At 59.7% G+C, this 15,724-nt stretch carries 15 protein-coding genes; 10 read left to right on the top strand and 5 right to left on the bottom strand.

From position 1 onward, the window contains the following. The first annotated feature begins 28 nt into the window (after window positions 1–28). Together cobW and MWU51_RS14960 are read left to right on the top strand one after the other, a co-directional pair. Window positions 29–1,099 carry a cobalamin biosynthesis protein CobW gene (cobW, locus tag MWU51_RS14955; protein ID WP_247038874.1) on the top strand — a complete coding sequence of 357 codons (1,071 nt, stop codon included), beginning with the start codon at window positions 29–31 and terminating at the stop codon, window positions 1,097–1,099. After that, window positions 1,096–1,548: a GNAT family N-acetyltransferase gene (locus MWU51_RS14960; protein WP_247038450.1), complete on the top strand. Its 453-nt coding sequence runs from the start codon at window positions 1,096–1,098 to the stop codon at window positions 1,546–1,548. The genes cobW and MWU51_RS14960 overlap by 4 nt, the downstream gene beginning before the upstream one ends. Before the next feature lie 7 nt (window positions 1,549–1,555). On the opposite strand, the gene MWU51_RS14965 is transcribed toward MWU51_RS14960, so the two are convergent. After that, complete coding sequence (locus MWU51_RS14965) at window positions 1,556–1,717, bottom strand: hypothetical protein (protein ID WP_247038451.1); 162 nt, start codon at window positions 1,715–1,717, stop codon at window positions 1,556–1,558. A gap of 64 nt (window positions 1,718–1,781) precedes the next feature. On the opposite strand from MWU51_RS14965, the gene cobN reads away from it, so the two are divergent. After that, window positions 1,782–5,480 (top strand): cobaltochelatase subunit CobN, encoded by a 3,699-nt coding sequence (gene cobN, locus MWU51_RS14970; RefSeq protein WP_247038453.1) that lies wholly within the window; start codon window positions 1,782–1,784, stop codon window positions 5,478–5,480. Next, window positions 5,477–5,950, top strand: a complete 474-nt coding sequence (locus MWU51_RS14975; protein ID WP_247038455.1) for a GNAT family N-acetyltransferase — start codon at window positions 5,477–5,479, stop codon at window positions 5,948–5,950. The genes cobN and MWU51_RS14975 overlap by 4 nt, the downstream gene beginning before the upstream one ends. Here MWU51_RS14975 and MWU51_RS14980 read toward each other — a convergent pair. Next, on the bottom strand, window positions 5,947–6,261 hold the full coding sequence (locus MWU51_RS14980) for a hypothetical protein (protein WP_247038457.1): 315 nt from the start codon (window positions 6,259–6,261) through the stop codon (window positions 5,947–5,949). The two genes, MWU51_RS14975 and MWU51_RS14980, sit on opposite strands and share 4 nt — an antisense overlap. A gap of 160 nt (window positions 6,262–6,421) precedes the next feature. Between MWU51_RS14980 and MWU51_RS14985 the strand changes: the two genes are divergently transcribed. The 3 genes from MWU51_RS14985 to MWU51_RS14995 all read left to right on the top strand — a co-directional run bounded on the left by MWU51_RS14985 (window position 6,422) and on the right by MWU51_RS14995 (window position 8,675). Further along, a complete protein-coding gene (locus MWU51_RS14985; RefSeq protein WP_247038459.1) occupies window positions 6,422–7,627 on the top strand; it encodes a hypothetical protein in 1,206 nt (401 codons plus the stop codon). A 107-nt stretch (window positions 7,628–7,734) separates the two neighbouring features. After that, window positions 7,735–8,343: a cob(I)yrinic acid a,c-diamide adenosyltransferase gene (gene cobO / locus MWU51_RS14990; RefSeq protein WP_247038461.1), complete on the top strand. Its 609-nt coding sequence runs from the start codon at window positions 7,735–7,737 to the stop codon at window positions 8,341–8,343. Between the two features lie 20 nt (window positions 8,344–8,363). Next, window positions 8,364–8,675: a YciI family protein gene (locus MWU51_RS14995; protein WP_247038463.1), complete on the top strand. Its 312-nt coding sequence runs from the start codon at window positions 8,364–8,366 to the stop codon at window positions 8,673–8,675. Between the two features lie 9 nt (window positions 8,676–8,684). On the opposite strand, the gene MWU51_RS15000 is transcribed toward MWU51_RS14995, so the two are convergent. After that, window positions 8,685–10,340, bottom strand: a complete 1,656-nt coding sequence (locus MWU51_RS15000) for a thiamine pyrophosphate-binding protein (protein ID WP_247038465.1) — start codon at window positions 10,338–10,340, stop codon at window positions 8,685–8,687. Window positions 10,341–10,422: 82 nt separating this feature from the next. Between MWU51_RS15000 and MWU51_RS15005 the strand changes: the two genes are divergently transcribed. Continuing rightward, window positions 10,423–10,968 carry an NAD(P)H-dependent oxidoreductase gene (locus tag MWU51_RS15005; RefSeq protein ID WP_247038467.1) on the top strand — a complete coding sequence of 182 codons (546 nt, stop codon included), beginning with the start codon at window positions 10,423–10,425 and terminating at the stop codon, window positions 10,966–10,968. Between the two features lie 11 nt (window positions 10,969–10,979). Here MWU51_RS15005 and MWU51_RS15010 read toward each other — a convergent pair whose 3' ends face one another. After that, window positions 10,980–12,020 carry an FAD-dependent oxidoreductase gene (locus tag MWU51_RS15010; protein ID WP_247038469.1) on the bottom strand — a complete coding sequence of 347 codons (1,041 nt, stop codon included), beginning with the start codon at window positions 12,018–12,020 and terminating at the stop codon, window positions 10,980–10,982. Between the two features lie 54 nt (window positions 12,021–12,074). Between MWU51_RS15010 and mnmD the strand changes: the two genes are divergently transcribed. Both mnmD and MWU51_RS15020 read left to right on the top strand, forming a co-directional pair. Then, window positions 12,075–12,752, top strand: a complete 678-nt coding sequence (gene mnmD, locus MWU51_RS15015) for a tRNA (5-methylaminomethyl-2-thiouridine)(34)-methyltransferase MnmD (protein WP_247038471.1) — start codon at window positions 12,075–12,077, stop codon at window positions 12,750–12,752. An 11-nt stretch (window positions 12,753–12,763) separates the two neighbouring features. Continuing rightward, a complete protein-coding gene (locus MWU51_RS15020) occupies window positions 12,764–13,636 on the top strand; it encodes a DMT family transporter (protein WP_247038473.1) in 873 nt (290 codons plus the stop codon). Here the strand turns inward: MWU51_RS15020 and MWU51_RS15025 are convergent. Next, window positions 13,626–15,587, bottom strand: coding sequence for a lytic transglycosylase domain-containing protein (locus tag MWU51_RS15025; RefSeq protein WP_247038475.1), 1,962 nt, complete (start codon window positions 15,585–15,587; stop codon window positions 13,626–13,628). The two genes, MWU51_RS15020 and MWU51_RS15025, sit on opposite strands and share 11 nt — an antisense overlap. Window positions 15,588–15,724: the final 137 nt, after the last annotated feature.

Below are 15,724 nucleotides of genomic sequence, written 5' to 3' on the forward strand. Positions count from 1 at the left end.
GTCGGGGAGACGGGGTATGGAGGACAAGATGCAAGCAAAGATACCTGCCACCGTCGTCACGGGCTTTCTGGGCGCGGGCAAGACCACGCTGATCCGTCACATGTTGGACAACGCGAACGGCAAGCGCATTGCGCTGATTATCAACGAATTTGGCGATCTGGGCGTGGATGGGGACATCCTGAAAGGGTGCGGGGACGAAACTTGCACCGAGGATGACATTATGGAGCTGTCGAACGGCTGCATTTGTTGCACGGTGGCCGAGGATTTCATTCCGACCTTGGAAAAGCTGCTGGACCGCGATCTACCGCCTGATCACATCGTGATCGAGACCTCGGGGCTGGCCTTGCCGCAGCCCCTCATCCGTGCATTTCAATGGCCTGAAATCTCGACGCGCGTGACGGTGGATGGTGTGGTCACAGTGGTGGACGGAAAAGCCGTGGCAGACGGCCAATTTGCGTCGAACCTTGCCGCAGTCGAAGCGCAGCGCAAGATGGATGACAACCTTGACCACGAAACACCGTTGTCAGAACTGTTCGCCGATCAGGTGGCCTGTGCAGACATGATCGTCGTGAACAAATCTGACTTGCTGGGCGAGGATGAGGCCCAAGCATTGGTGGGCAAGCTGTCCGGCGATGCGCGAAAGGGTGTGCAGGTCGTGCGCACGTCGATGGGTGTTTTGCCGGTCGAGGTATTGCTGGGTCAGGGTGTCGGTGCCGAAGATGACATGGACTCGCGCCTGTCACTACACGAGCAGGGGCATCAAGATGATCACCATGATCACGACGATGACCACCACCATCATCATGACCACGACCATGATGCGTTCGAAAGCTTTGTTGTGACGCGGACCGAAATCGCCGATCCGGGAGCGTTTGCCGAGCAAGTCGCTCAAACGATCCGTGACCATAACATCCTGCGCCTGAAAGGCTTTGCCGCCGTTTCAGGCAAACCGATGCGCCTGACCTTGCAGGCGGTTGGTCCACGTGTCGATACGTATTATGACCAGCCCTTCGGCACGCAGCCACGCGAAACACGTCTGGTGGTCATCGGCCAGTCCGGGCTGGACCGTATTGCCATTGAAAAGGCCTTGGTCGCATGACCATCAACGTCACCCCCGGCGATCCCCGCGATCCGGGGGCAACGGCTCTGCTTCAGCAAAGTCATGCGCTGATGGAAGAATTATTCCCGCCCGAGGATAATTTCTATCTGGACATCGACGACCTCTGCGTGCCCGAAATCACTTTCTTCGTGGCGCGCGAGGAGGGCCGCGTGCTGGGCACCGGCGCCCTGGCCGACAAGGGAGCCTATGGCGAAGTGAAGTCGATGTTCGTCGCGCCGGACGCGCGCGGCAAAGGCGTGGGCGAGGCGCTGCTGGCGCGGATCGAAGAGACAGCCTGCCAAAAGGGTCTGGCCGCCCTGAAATTGGAAACCGGCAATGTGCTTCATGCCGCGCACCGGCTGTACCAGCGCGCCGGGTTCAGCATTTGCGGGCCGTTTGGGGATTACCCCGAGGCCAACAGCTCAATCTTCATGGAGAAGGCGCTGTGACCAACGCTCAGCCTTTCTTTGCCTCAGCGGCGGCTTTCATCCGGGCCAGCAGCGCCGCTTTGTCGTCCTTGCGGTTCAGCGGGTTCTTCTCGGTGCCACGGGCGTTATGTTCGGCGTGGCGCGGGGTGCCTTTGGCGGGCTTAGGCGCGCCGGCTGCTTTATAGTCCATCGTTCTACCTTGATCGGGCATGAGTTTGCCCGGTCACATAACACCAATTCGCAAAGGGCGCGACATGCATCTTCTGGCCGCCACACCCGGTTCTATCGACGACGGAAAGGAACCCGTTGATCTGGGGCAAACGCCTGCCGACGTGGTGTTCATCTCGGCCGCAGATACGGAATTGGCGGGTCTGTCGCAGGCGCGCGTTGAAATGGCCGATCCACCCGGATTGCGTCTGGCCAACATGATGCATCTGGCGCACCCGATGTCGGTTGATCTGCATATCGACAATTGCGCGACCAAATCCAAATTGGTGATCGCCCGCGTGCTGGGCGGTGTCGGGTATTGGAAATACGGGGCCGAACAATACGCGGCGCATTTGCGCGATGCGGGTGTCCCGCTCGCGCTGTTGCCCGGTGACGACAAGCCGGATGCGGAATTGCGGGCGTTGTCTACGGTTTCGGATGAGGATTATGACGCGCTTTGGGCCTATCTGGTCGAAGGTGGGCCGGAAAACGCGGTGGGGTTCCTGAACTACACGCGCGCCATGCTGGATGGTGGCGAAAAGCCCGAAGCCGCGCGCCCCTTGCTGCGAGCTGGCGTCTATTGGCCCGGCGCAGGGGTCGCCGATCTGGACTCGACGCGGGCGGAATGGACCGATGGTGCCTCCGTGGTGCCGATTGTGTTCTACCGTGCGCTGGTGCAGGGGGCCGGGCTGAACCCGATCAACCGATTGGTGAAGGCGCTGCTCAGGCAGGGTCTGAACCCTCTGCCCGTGTTTGTCGCGTCGCTGAAAGACCCAGTGTCGGTCGCGACGATGGAGCATTTGTTCACCGAGGCCGCCCCGTCAGTGATCCTGAACTGCACATCATTCGCGGTCGGATCACCGCATGAGGGCGAGCATCAGTCAGGGGTATCGAACCCTTTCCAGATGCCTTGGTGCCAAGCTGCGACAGTCTTTCAGGTCGTTCTAGCCGGGTCGAGCGAAGACGCGTGGGAAGAGGGTCTGACCGGCCTGTCTGCCCGCGATATCGCGATGAATGTGGCCCTGCCCGAGGTGGACGGGCGCATCCTGTCCCGTGCAATCAGCTTCAAGGGCGAAGCGTTCTTTGACGACGCCACCGAATGCCCCATCGCCACTTATCGCGCGCGGGGCGACCGAGTGCAGTTCGTGGCCGATCTGGCGGCAAGCTGGGCCAAGCTGCGACGGGCTGACCCAGCCGATCGGCGCGTGGCGCTGATCATGGCGAACTATCCCAACAAGGACGGACGACTGGCCAATGGCGTTGGGCTGGACACACCCGCCGCGGTTGTGCACGCGCTGGGCCTTTTGGAAACCAACGGCTATCGTGTCACTGGTGCCCCCGCTAACAGCGATGCCTTGATGCAGGCCGTGATGAATGGGCCGACCAACTGGCTGACTGACCGGGCCGCGCGCTCGGGCGGTGTGACCCTGTCGATGGCGGACTATCAGATCAGCTATGGCCAACTGCCATGGGCACTGCGCGAAGCGATTGAAACGCGCTGGGGCAAGCCTGAAGCCGATCCGTTCTATACCCCCGGTTCGGTCGATTGCGGATCATTTGCTCTGTCGGTTCTGGAATACGGCAATGTGGTCGTCGGGGTGCAGCCTGCGCGTGGTTATAACATTGACCCGACGGATACCTATCACAGCCCCGACCTTGTGCCGCCGCACAACTACCTCGCGTTCTATTTCTGGCTGCGCCACACCTTTGGGGCGCATGCGATTGTGCATATGGGCAAACATGGGAACCTTGAATGGTTGCCGGGGAAATCCGTGGCCCTGTCTGGTGAATGCTGGCCCGAAGCTGTGCTTGGCCCGACACCGAATATCTATCCATTCATCGTCAACGATCCGGGTGAAGGCACGCAAGCCAAGCGCCGGTCGCAAGCGGTGATTATCGACCACCTGACTCCGCCACTTACACGCGCAGAGACCTATGGCCCGCTGCGCGATCTGGAAGCGCTGGTGGATGAGTATTACGAAGCTGCCGGGGTTGACCCCCGCCGGATTGAATATCTGCGCCGCGAGATTCTGACGCTGTCCTCGGCCACCGGGCTGGACGTCGATGTCGGTATGGCAGGGGATGACGAAGATCAGGATCTTGCCAAGCTCGACGCCTATCTGTGCGAATTGAAAGAGGCGCAGATCCGTGATGGTCTGCATATATTCGGCCAGTCGCCGGAAGGCCGATTGGAGCGGGATCTTGTGCAAGCACTCGTGCGGGTGCCGCGCGGAACGGGCGAGGACGGTGATGCGTCGCTGATCCGGGCTTTGGCGATGGATTTGGGGTTGGATTTTGACCCGCTGGATTGCGACATGGCCGCGCCTTGGGATGGACCGCGCTCCGAGGCTTTGATCGGTGAAAGCACATGGCGCAGCCACGGCGATACCGTCGAACGTTTGGAAGAACTGGCATCGCGTATGCTCGACGGCGAAGCAAGCGCTCCGGGGGATGCCAGTGCAGCCGTTTTGAAAGAGATTTCTGTGCGCGTGCGCCCCAATGTGGCAGCCTGTGGCCCCAGCGAAGAATCGGGGCTTCTCACCGCCCTTGCAGGGCAATTCGTCGCCCCCGCGCCATCCGGCGCGCCAACCCGCGGACGGTTGGATACACTGCCGACAGGCCGCAACTTCTATTCGGTCGATAGCCGCGCCGTCCCCACTCCGACCGCATGGGCGCTGGGCTGGAAATCAGCAAGCCTTTTGATCGAGAAACACCTGCAGACCCATGGCGACTGGCCGCGCGCGATGCTGGTCACGGCTTGGGGAACCGCAAATATGCGGACGGGCGGGGATGACATCGCACAAGCACTGGCGCTGATGGGCGTGAAGCCAAAATGGGACGGCGCCAACCGTCGCGTGACATGGTTCGAGGTGATCCCGGCCACTGCGCTGGGCCGCCCGCGCGTGGACGTGACCTTGCGCGTGTCTGGATTCTTCCGCGATGCGTTCCCGCAGCTTATATCGCTGGTCGACAGCGCCGCACGCGCTGTGCAGGCGCTGGAGGAACCGGAAGACGTTAACCCCGCCGCCGCGCGGGTTCGGGCAGGTGAGGATGTGCACCGCGTCTATGGTTCGAAACCCGGCGCCTACGGAGCCGGTCTTCAGGCGTTGATTGACGAGCGGCTCTGGGCGAATAAGGCCGATCTGGCCGATGCCTATCTGGAATGGGGCGGTTACGCCTATGGTGCGGGCAGCGAAGGTGCGCGTGACCGCGAAGGGTTCGAGGCGCGATTGGGCCAGGTCGAAGCCATCGTGCAGAACCAAGACAACCGCGAACACGACCTTCTGGACAGCGACGATTACTACCAGTTCGAAGGCGGTGCGGCGGCGGCGGTATCAACCCTGCAAGGGCGCGACCGACCGATCTATCACAACGACCACTCCCGCCCTGAACGCCCCGTCATTCGCACACTGGATGACGAGATTGGGCGCGTGGTGCGGTCACGTGTCGTGAACCCGAAATGGATCGATGGGGTGAAGCGCCACGGCTACAAAGGTGCATTCGAAATCGCGGCGACCGTGGACTATATGTTTGCCTTTGCCGCCACCACTGGGGCTGTGAAAGGACACCATTTCGATCTGATCTATTCAGCTTTCATCGACGATAATGACACGCGGGAGTTCATCGACGAAAACAACGCGCCCGCCCTGAAGGAAATCGCCGAACGCCTGACGGAAGCGATCGAACGCGGGTTGTGGATGCCCCGGTCCAACTCGGCACGAGCGCGGCTGGATGCGCTTAGATGAAACCCCACAAGATATCGCCCGACGAAGACACTGCGCCGATCCTTGCGCTGCTACATCGGGCATTTGCTGGGATGGAAGGGCGCATTGATCCCCCCAGTTCGCTGCACCGTCTGACCAATGCCGGGATCGCAAAACAAGTACGCGACGGAGAGGTTTGGGTCATCGGCGACACAGCTTGCGTGTTCCTGACGCCCCTTCCGGATGCAACGCCCCCCGCGCTTTACATCGGGAAGCTGGCGGTTGATCCCTCCGCTCGTGGGCTGGGATTGGCGCGAACTCTGATGACGCTGGTCGAAAGACGGGCGAAAGCCTTGGGGTTTGAGCAACTGGTTTTGCAGACCCGTGTCGAACTCGTCGAAAATCACGCGATCTTCAAGAAACTTGGGTTCGTTAAAACCGCTGAAATTGTGCATCCCGGATATGATCGTCCAACGTCATACCGGTTCGAGAAAACCCTGCGTGGGCGCTAGCTACAATCAATCTCGGCCCGCTGGATGGCTTGATCGCCAGACAGAGACCCCTCGACGACATTGCAACCGGTAGCCTGTTCAATCGCGGTTTTGGCACGGGCGAGGACGACGGGAATGCGTGGCAGGGCTTCGAAGCTCGTGCGATAGACTTCGACCCAGTTTTCGCGCCGATGGATCGAGAAGGTCGATCCTTCCACAGTCTCCCGTTTGACAGACGTATCTGCCGACATGAATTGCGGGCTGGGGTTGTCGCAGGCGGCAACAAGCAGACCTGCTGCCAGTATGGCTGGGTAGAAACGGATAGGCTTCACACTGTCACTCCTGTTTTGGGCAGATTGCGCTTGGATGGTTAACAACCGGTTAACACTCAAGGGAGCTCAGGTGCGACAACATGTTCACCGCTTTTGCTTGTCTTGGAGTACACCTGTCTCTAATAATATTCACAAATATGAATATGAATGGAGAGATCCAATGCAAGTCAATCGCCCAGCGGACAAGTATTCGCCGCTCTATTTTCTGGCGTCTGTCGGCGCCGGTGGCCTAACGGTTACGTTCTTCATGTATCTGATGTTCTGGGTGCCCCACAAAGGTCGCCCCGTGCCTGTTTTCGAGGACATTTTCGCAGCGCTTGGCTCGGGATCGCTTGGTCTGAAGATCGCCATTGCTGTCGCGTTGGCCGGTATTGCAACCTTTGTGTTTCTGAACATGAAATATCTGGTGTGGAACCTCAAAGCGTTCGCGGCTTTTCGCAAGACGGACGCCTATGAGACGTTGAAGAATTCAAATGCCGAGACCACCATTCTGGCCATGCCGCTTGCCCTTGCGATGAGCGTGAACGCGCTGTTCATCGTCGGCTTGGTGTTCGTGCCGGGCCTGTGGTCGATCGTCGAATACCTGTTCCCTTTCGCGATGGCGGCGTTTCTGGCCATCGGCATTCAGGCGCTGATCTATATCGGTGATTTCCTTGGGCGGGTGCTGACAAAAGGGGGCGTCTTCGATGTCACCGCACATAACAGCTTTGCCCAGATGCTGCCGGCCTTTGCACTTTCGATGATCGCGGTCGGTTTCTCGGCGCCTGCTGCGATGAGCACAAACTCGGTCGTCGTCGGTGTCTCTCTGGTTGGGTCCACATTCTTCGGGATGGCGTCAATCATCTATGGTGCGCTGGCCTTGTTCACGGCATTCAGTTCGATGCTGCACTACGGCACGTCGAAAGAAACCGCGCCGACGCTTCTGATCGTGATCCCGCTGATGACTGTTCTTGGCATCATGGCCTTGCGCCAGAGCCACGGCCTGCACGCCACCTTTGATGCGCATGTCACCGCTGGGGAAACCATGGTCTTCTTGGCCCGGTTGCTGACCATTCAGGTGCTGTTCGGTCTGATGGGTCTGGTTGTCTTGGCCCGCCATGGATACTGGAAAAGCTACGTTCTTGGCAGTGAAACCTCGCCGGGATCCTATGCGCTGGTCTGCCCCGGTGTAGCCTTGTCGGTGCTGACGCAGTTCTTCGTGAATGCTGGGTTGGTGCAAGCGGGCGTGGTGGACAAGTACTCGGTGATCTACTGGATTGTGACGGCGATCGCGATTGCCTTCCAGTTTGCCATGGTTGCCATGGTCTTCCGCCTGAACAAGCAGCATTTCGGGCGCGCGACACCACAGGCTGTGCCTGCTGAGTGACCTAAATTCCGCAGAAAATTTTGGGGGCGTGCCAGAACGGCGCGCCCTCTCTTGCATCTGGGCCTTATGACCCGCACAGTGATGGATAAGCAATTCATGAGGACACCATGACCGTAGATCCCGACCGCCACGCCTCGAAGATGGCCAAGAAGAAAGCCGCCCGCGATAAGATCATGGCGACCAAGACCGACAAAAAGGGCTTGATCATCGTCCATACCGGCAAAGGCAAAGGCAAAAGCTCGGCCGCGTTCGGAATGATCTTCCGCTGCATCGCGGCTGGAATGAAAAGTGCCGTGGTGCAGTTCATCAAGGGCGGAATGGATTGCGGCGAACGTGATCTGATCAATGCCAAGTTTGGCGATATTTGCGAATTCCACACGATGGGCGAGGGCTTTACCTGGGAAACCCAGGATCGCACGCGCGACATCGAAATGGCCCAAGCGGCGTGGGAGAAGTCGAAAGAACTGATCCGCGATGCCACAAACACCATGGTTTTGCTGGACGAGATCAACATCGCTATCCGCTACGACTATGTCGATGTGAACGAGGTGGTCAAATTCCTTGTGGAAGAAAAACCCGAGATGACTCACGTGGTTCTGACCGGGCGTAATGCTGCAGACGAGTTGATAGAAATCGCCGATCTGGTGACCGAGATGGAGCTGATCAAGCACCCGTTCCGGTCGGGCATCAAGGCGCAACAAGGGGTCGAATTCTAGACCTCCAAGGAGGACGACAGATGCCCAAATTCTATATCGCCTATCACGAACCGCGCGACGTGCCTGACGACAAGAAGGCCGACATGCAGGCCGCATATAAAGCATGGATATCCAAGTATTCCGACGCTTTCGTTATGCCGGAAACGCCCTTCAAGGCGCAATGGACCGTGGATGGTGACGGTGCGCGCGAAGGGTTCAAACAGCCGATGATGGGCTTTTGCATCATCGAAGCGGCCGACGCAGATGCGGCGCTGGCGATCGCCAGTGAGAATTCTTTCCTTCAGATGGGCACCATTCATCTGGCAGAAATGATGGAGATGCCGGGCGACTGACCACCCGCGTCAACTCTTCCGCCCGATATCTCGCAAGTCGTCCAGTGTCATGCTGGGTGTGGCGACCTGCGGGTCAAGAACCAGCTCGATCACCGCCAATCTGTCAGCGGCTTGGGCGCGGGCAAACGCATCGGCAAAATCTGCACCATCGGTTACGGACTCGCCATGCCCGCCGTAAGCCTTTGCAAGGGCGGCGAAATCGGGGTTGGCCATGTCGGTGCCGGATACACGCCCCGGATAGGTGCGTTCCTGATGCATCCTGATCGTGCCGTATCGACCATTGTTGGCAATAATCGCGATCGGTTTCGCACCATGCTGCATTGCAGTCGACATTTCGTTCAGGGTCATCTGAAACTCACCATCTCCCAGCCACGCCACGACGGTGCAATCGGGGTGTTCAAGACTGGCGGCGACCGCGGCGGGAAACCCATATCCCATTGACCCGGAGGTCGGTGCAAGTTGCGTTCTATGCTGTTTGAAGCTGAAGTAACGATGCAGCCAAGTCGCGTAGTTTCCAGCCCCATTTGTGACGATGGCATTGTCGGGAAGATTTTTGGAGAGCCAAAGAACGACCTCCTCCATCTTCACATCGCCCGGCGTGATGACGGGTTCTTGAAACGCCTCATAGTCCCGACGTGCGGATCGGGTCCAGTCTGCCCAGCGGGGCGTGGCTGTTCCGTTGGTGCGCACAAGGGCAGCCAGCGCCTCTGGCCCGGTTGCAACCAGCCCCAGATCGGCGTGATAGACACGCCCCAACTCGTCGGGGTCGGGATAGACATGTACGATCCGTTTGCCAGTGGCGGCGGGATTCAGAATTTCGTATCCGCCGGTCACACTATCACCCAGGCGTGATCCCAGCACGATCAGTGTGTCGGCATCGCACATACGCGCGCCCAGTTTCGGGTTCATGCCTACCCCAGGGTCGCCAACATAGTTCGGGTGGCGGTTGTCCATGAAGTCTTGTCGGCGGAAAGTACAGGCGACAGGCAAGTCATGCGCCTCGGCAAAGCGGGCAAGGTTATAAGCGGCGTCTTGGGTCCAGCCCGGCCCACCCGCGATCACCAAAGGGGCTTGCGCGTCCGCCAATATTGCGGTGATCGCTTGTGCGTCCTCTGCGGTGACATGCCCGTTCGTGCGCGCCATGGCGGGGCGATCCGGCACATCGACGCGGGCGCTCAGCATATCCTCGGGCAGGGCCACCACCACCGGGCCGGGGCGGCCTGATCGGGCCATGTGAAAGGCACGCGCCAGATACTCAGGCAGCCGCTCGGTCTGGTCCACTTCGCAGGCCCATTTGGCCAGCGTGCCGAAAACAGCGCGATAATCGACTTCCTGAAACGCCTCGCGGTCACGATGGCCGCGCGCGATCTGACCGACAAAAACCACCATAGGTGTGCTGTCCTGCTGGGCAACGTGGATGCCGGACGCGGCGTTGGTTGCCCCGGGACCTCGGGTAACGAACAAAACACCTGGTTCCCCGGTCAGTTTGCCATGCGCTTCGGCCATCATCGCCGCGCCGCCTTCCTGACGACAAACGACGTTCTCGATTCCACTGTCGTGCAGCCCGTCCAACGCCGCCAGAAAGCTTTCACCAGGGACCGAGAACACGCGGCGCACGCCTTCGGTTTTCAGGTGATCGACCAGTATCTGTCCGCCATGCCGCATGGTTGCGTCCCTTTTCTCTTTTCAGCCGTTGACCTTACCCATCCAACACCGCACTTTTACGGACGCGAAACAGGAGGCTGAATTGTCCAAACACCGATTGCTTGGCATGTCCGGATCATTGCGTAAAGACGCAACGAACCGGTTTTTGATCCGAAATGCCGCGCGCCTGTATGGCGACGCCGAGTTTACCGAAGCTGATCTTGATCTGCCGCTTTACAATGCCGACGACGAAGACGCGCAAGGTGCCCCTGACAGCGTGGTCCGACTGGCCGGGCAAATCGCGGTGGCGGATGCCGTCGTCATCTCTACGCCCGAGTATAACAGTATGCTTTCTGGTGTGTTAAAAAACGCGCTAGATTGGGTCAGTCGCGTGAAACCCTTACCATGGACAGATAAGCCGGTTGCCGTGGTGTCCGCCGCAGCCGGTCGGTCGGGAGGTGTGCGTGCACAAAACTCGCTGGTGTTGGCGATTATGCCTTTCCAGCCGCGCCTGATCACCGGTCCATCCGTGGCCATTGCGGGCAGCCGTCAGGAATTTGACGATGACGGGAAGTTAAAAAGCGAACGCTACGAAGCCACCCTGCAAACCCTGATGAACAAACTGCGGACGGAAGTTGAGCGGGAATAGGCTGCTTGCTGTTATAGACTTGCTTCGACCCTGAACGCATTGGGGATCGTATCGCACCCATCTAACACCAGATCGGCCATAACCTCGCCGACCTTCGGCCCCATGCCGAAGCCGATCTTGAAACCACCGTTGGCGATGAAGTGATCTGGCCTGCCGGGATAGTGCCCCAGCATTGGTGCGCGTGACTTCGCGCGTGGGCGCACCCCGGCCCAGCGTTCGATTACTGGGGCCTCAGCGATGGCGGGGCACACTTCACGCGCACGCGCGATCACATCGTCAAGTGCCGCGTCGCAGCCTGAAGGATCTTCAAACTCACGTTCACTGGTCGATCCGATGGCCACCGTGCCATTGGCATGGGGGATAATATGTAGCGTATCGGCGAATAACTGCGGCAGGTCAGCGGCGCCGTGGCGCAGCAGGGCGCTTTGACCTTTCACGCCGTTGCCTACGGGCTTGCCCAACTCATGCGACAGCGCCAGCAATCCCTGCCAGCCGGTCGCCCAGACGATGCGGCCTTCTTCGCGCCCTTCACCCACGACCTCGCCACCCTTGGCGCACACTGCGTCTGCAATTGCCTTTGAAGCCAGTCGCGGGTTCATGCGCGCGGTCAGCGTGTCGTGGATCAAGTATCCGGTCGGGCTGTCAGGTGCCCATCCTGCAAAGTCGGTGACGGGCCGAACGTCCCACACCGCCTTCCCCTGCCACAAACTCGCGGCCTCGGCCTTTCGGTCGCGGGCAAGGGTCAGGGCGCGGTCGTCCGCGATGGGTTGCAGGCGCCCTGTGCGCCCATAACCGGACGACAGACCAGACACCGACTCGACCTTGGCCCAGTAATCTTCCGCCATGATCAGGCTGTCGAACTGAAAGGCTTTCTTGGCATTCCAGCGTTCGGGAACATGGGGTGCCAGTGCGCCCACAAGCCCGCCAGATGACCCGGCCCCAACGCCGTTCGGGTCGATCACCCGCACCTTTGCGCCGCGCGCCGCACAACTCCACGCAACAGACAGGCCGAAAATGCCTGCGCCGTAAATGGTCACATCCATGATTGCCAAAGCATCGGTCCTTCTTCATGGTCACGCGCGTTGGGCCGAGTTCTAGGGCAAGTCATGGCAAAGAACCAGACCGCAGACATCTTGTGGAAAGAAGGCGGCGTGCCAGTGGCGACGCGGTTTGATGACCCGTATTTCTCGCTGGAAGACGGGCTGGCCGAGACGCGTCATGTGTTCTTGGACGGAAACGACCTGCCAGCCCGGTTCGCAGCGGGGTTTCACATGGCCGAACTGGGCTTTGGCACAGGGTTGAACATGCTGGCGACGTTTTTGACGTGGCGGGAAGTAGGTTCGCCTGACGGCGTCCGCTTCACCTCGTTCGAAGCCTTTCCGATGACGGTGGACGACATCACCAAAGCGTTGGACGCCTTTCCGGAGGCGCGCGCCGTTGCAACGCCATTCCTATCGGCATGGCGTGATGGCGCGCGCGTGTTCGATCTGGACGGCTTTACGGTCGAGGTGATCATTGGTGATGCCCGCCAGACATTGGCCGCGTGGCAAGACAAGGCCGATGCGTGGTTTCTGGATGGCTTCTCGCCCGCCAAGAACCCCGAGCTTTGGGGCGATGACCTGATGATGCAGGTTGGTGCGCATACCGCCCCTGACGGCACATTCGCGACCTATACCGCCGCCGGTTTCGTGCGCCGCGCGCTGGACGCCGCAGGCTTTGACGTGGAACGCTCGCCGGGATACGGGCGCAAGCGGCATATGAGCCGCGGCACCCTACGCCCCTGAGGAGCCATCAGATGGATCAGAACACCCGAGCCGGTATCCTGCTGATGATTGGTGCGACCTTCGTTTTCGCCATGCAGGACGGCATTTCACGCCATCTTGGCGGCGCATATAACGTTTGGATGATCGTGATGATCCGATATTGGTTCTTCGCGGCCTTCGTCATCTGGCTGACCCGCCGAAATGGCGGTCTAAGGAAAGCCCTGCGACCCGCCCGCCCGTATCTGCAAGTCTTTCGCGGCGCGCTTCTGGCACTGGAAATCTGCGTAACGGTTTTGTCTTTCGTGCTTCTGGGACTGGTGGAAAGCCACGCGATTTTCGCCTGCTACCCGTTGCTTGTCGCGGCATTCTCCGGCCCGGTGCTGGGCGAAACAGTTGGTTGGCGACGCTGGCTGGCGATTGGCATCGGGTTCATCGGCATCCTCGTGATCCTGCAACCCGGCGTCGGAGTGTTCGCCCCCGAGGCCATCGTGCCCCTTATCGGGGCGCTGATGTTCGCGCTTTATGGGCTACTGACCCGGCTAGCCGCAAAAACCGACAGCACCCAGACCAGTTTTTTCTGGACCGGCATCGTCGGCGCGGTGGTGATGACCGTCATCGGTGCGTCGTTCTGGGAACCGATGATCGCGCGCGATTGGGGCTGGATGGCGCTTCTGTGCGTGACCGGCGTGCTGGGGCATTGGCTATTGATCAAATGCTATGAATTTGCCGAGGCCAGCGTGGTGCAACCCTTCGCCTATCTGCAACTCGTTTTCGTTTCGATCCTTGGCGTATCCCTGTTCGGCGAGGAACTTCGCATGAACGTGGTGATCGGCGCGGCCATCGTGGTCGGCGCGGGGATCTTCACCCTGATCCGCAGCCGACGCGCGACCCGGCCTATTGTTTAAGCTCTTTCGACAGGGACAAGGGTTCTGTCTTGCCGGTCAACCGCGCGCGATAAACAGGCAGGCTTTCCGCCACCCGCATGACGTAGTTTCGCGTCTCGCGGAACGGAATGTGCTCGATCCAGTCGATGATGTCAGTTGAACTGGCGCGCACATCGCCGAGTTGTTCGGTCCAACGTGTCGCGCGGGTCGGCCCTGCGTTGTAAGCCACCGAGACAAGCACCGGGTTCATTCCGAAATCCTCGATCAACTTGGCAAGGTATTCCGACCCCAGGCGCGTGTTATATTCCGGGTCGGTGATCAGGCGTGATTTTGAATAGGGCATGTCCAGACGCTTGGCCATGTCCGACGCGGTACCGGGCATAAGCTGCATCAAGCCACGCGCGCCCACACCGGACATCACACTTGGATCGAATTCGCTTTCGCGCCGCGCTATGGCAAGCTCAAGCGCGCGGGGCACGGTTCGATTGCCGCGCCCGATATCCGGCGTCGGATAATAGGGGCGCGGAATGGTCAGGCCGACACGTGCGGCTTGTTTGGCGATCATGACCTGTAGATGCGGCGCGTTCACGCTTTCAGCCCAAGCGCCAAGCTGACCAATTTCTTCACGGGTCAGGCTTTCTGCCAGATGCACAGCAAAACGTTCGGCCCAGTATCGCTCGTCAGCGGCCTGCAGCAGTCGCGCGGCCTCCATCACTGATCCTCCCCAGAACCGCGACTGATCAAACGGCGGGAAAGGTTCGTTTCCGGTTAAAGTTGGATCCATGGGCATATCGGCTTTTTCCGCCGCAAGAAGACCGTAAAAGCTGGTCTGATACTCGCCTCCCAATTGATAGGCGGCCTTGGCGGCTACCGCATCGCCGGACGCTTCATAGGCCCGCCCCAGCCAATAACCCGCGCGCCCCATGCTGATTGGCGTGTCAACGGCTAAACGAAAGGCTTGAAAATGCTCTAGCGCCGTAACCGGGTCGTTCATTTTGCGCAGAGCAACGTAACCAGCGATCCATTCAAGGTCGTTCTGATCCGACCCACCGGTCAGATGATGAAATGATGCCAGTTGATAAGCTTGCTGCGCTTTGCCTTCACGCATCGACCACCGGGCCAGCACGCGGCGCCAACTGGCCCAGCGTTGCGGTTGCCCCAGTGATGCAACGCTATTTGAACGCGCAAGGATCAAGTCGATCGCATCTTGGTTGCGCCCCTTCGACGCCCGCCACAGGAAGCGCTCATAAGCCAGCCCCGCATCGTCCGCGAGTTCTGATGGCACGGCGGCAATCAGCGCATCAACACCGTCATTTTTCTTGCGCAGTGCCAAACGGGCCTTGGCCAACGCCTGCTGACCCTTGCTGACCAAGGGCAGCATCCGGGTCGCCTCGTTGGTATCGCCGCGCCATAACAGGGTGTCGAGCCTGCTCCAGTGGTGGGGCTTCAGTGTGTCGCCATAGCGCGAGACGAAAGCTTCATGCTCGTCCTGGTCCATCGACAGTGTGGTCCATGCCAGTACAATCTGGGCACGCGCTTCTTCTTCTCTGCCGGTTGCGGTCAGCGCTTCGGCTTGTCGCAAAGCCCCCCGGCCGGTCTGTGGCGGCTCTGACTTGAAAAAGCCCAGAACCTTCTCGGGATCATACCGGTGCGGAATGTTTTCTTCGGATTGTTTGCGCAGGTATTTCAGACCAGGCCAGTCGGGATGTTTGGCCAAAAAGGCGCGGGTCTCTTCGAAGCTGCCTTCGCCAAGGCGCAGTCGGTGCCATTCAACAATATCGCGCACCAGCGGACCACCGGATTGGGCCTCGGAAATCGCCGACGACCAGTTGTCCGACCGTGCATGGTGCACCGCCTGTTTCAACGCATTGACCGCACCTGATTCTTGCGCCGACGCGCTGGTTTGCACTGCAAACAAGGGCAACAACGACAGGGACATCGCCCCGATTGTGTGTTTTAAAAACCTGCTCATATGGAAAAACTAGTAATGGCCGCCGGATACGCAACACACAAACTTGGCATTTGTGCTGAACCCGGCTAGTTTCCGCCGCGTTTGCGGTCGCGAGTCAGTTTGCACCGCTTGAAACCTGAAACAACATATTTGGAGCG

Source organism: Aliiroseovarius sp. F47248L, from assembly GCF_023016085.1.
In the GTDB taxonomy this organism is placed as follows: domain Bacteria; phylum Pseudomonadota; class Alphaproteobacteria; order Rhodobacterales; family Rhodobacteraceae; genus Aliiroseovarius.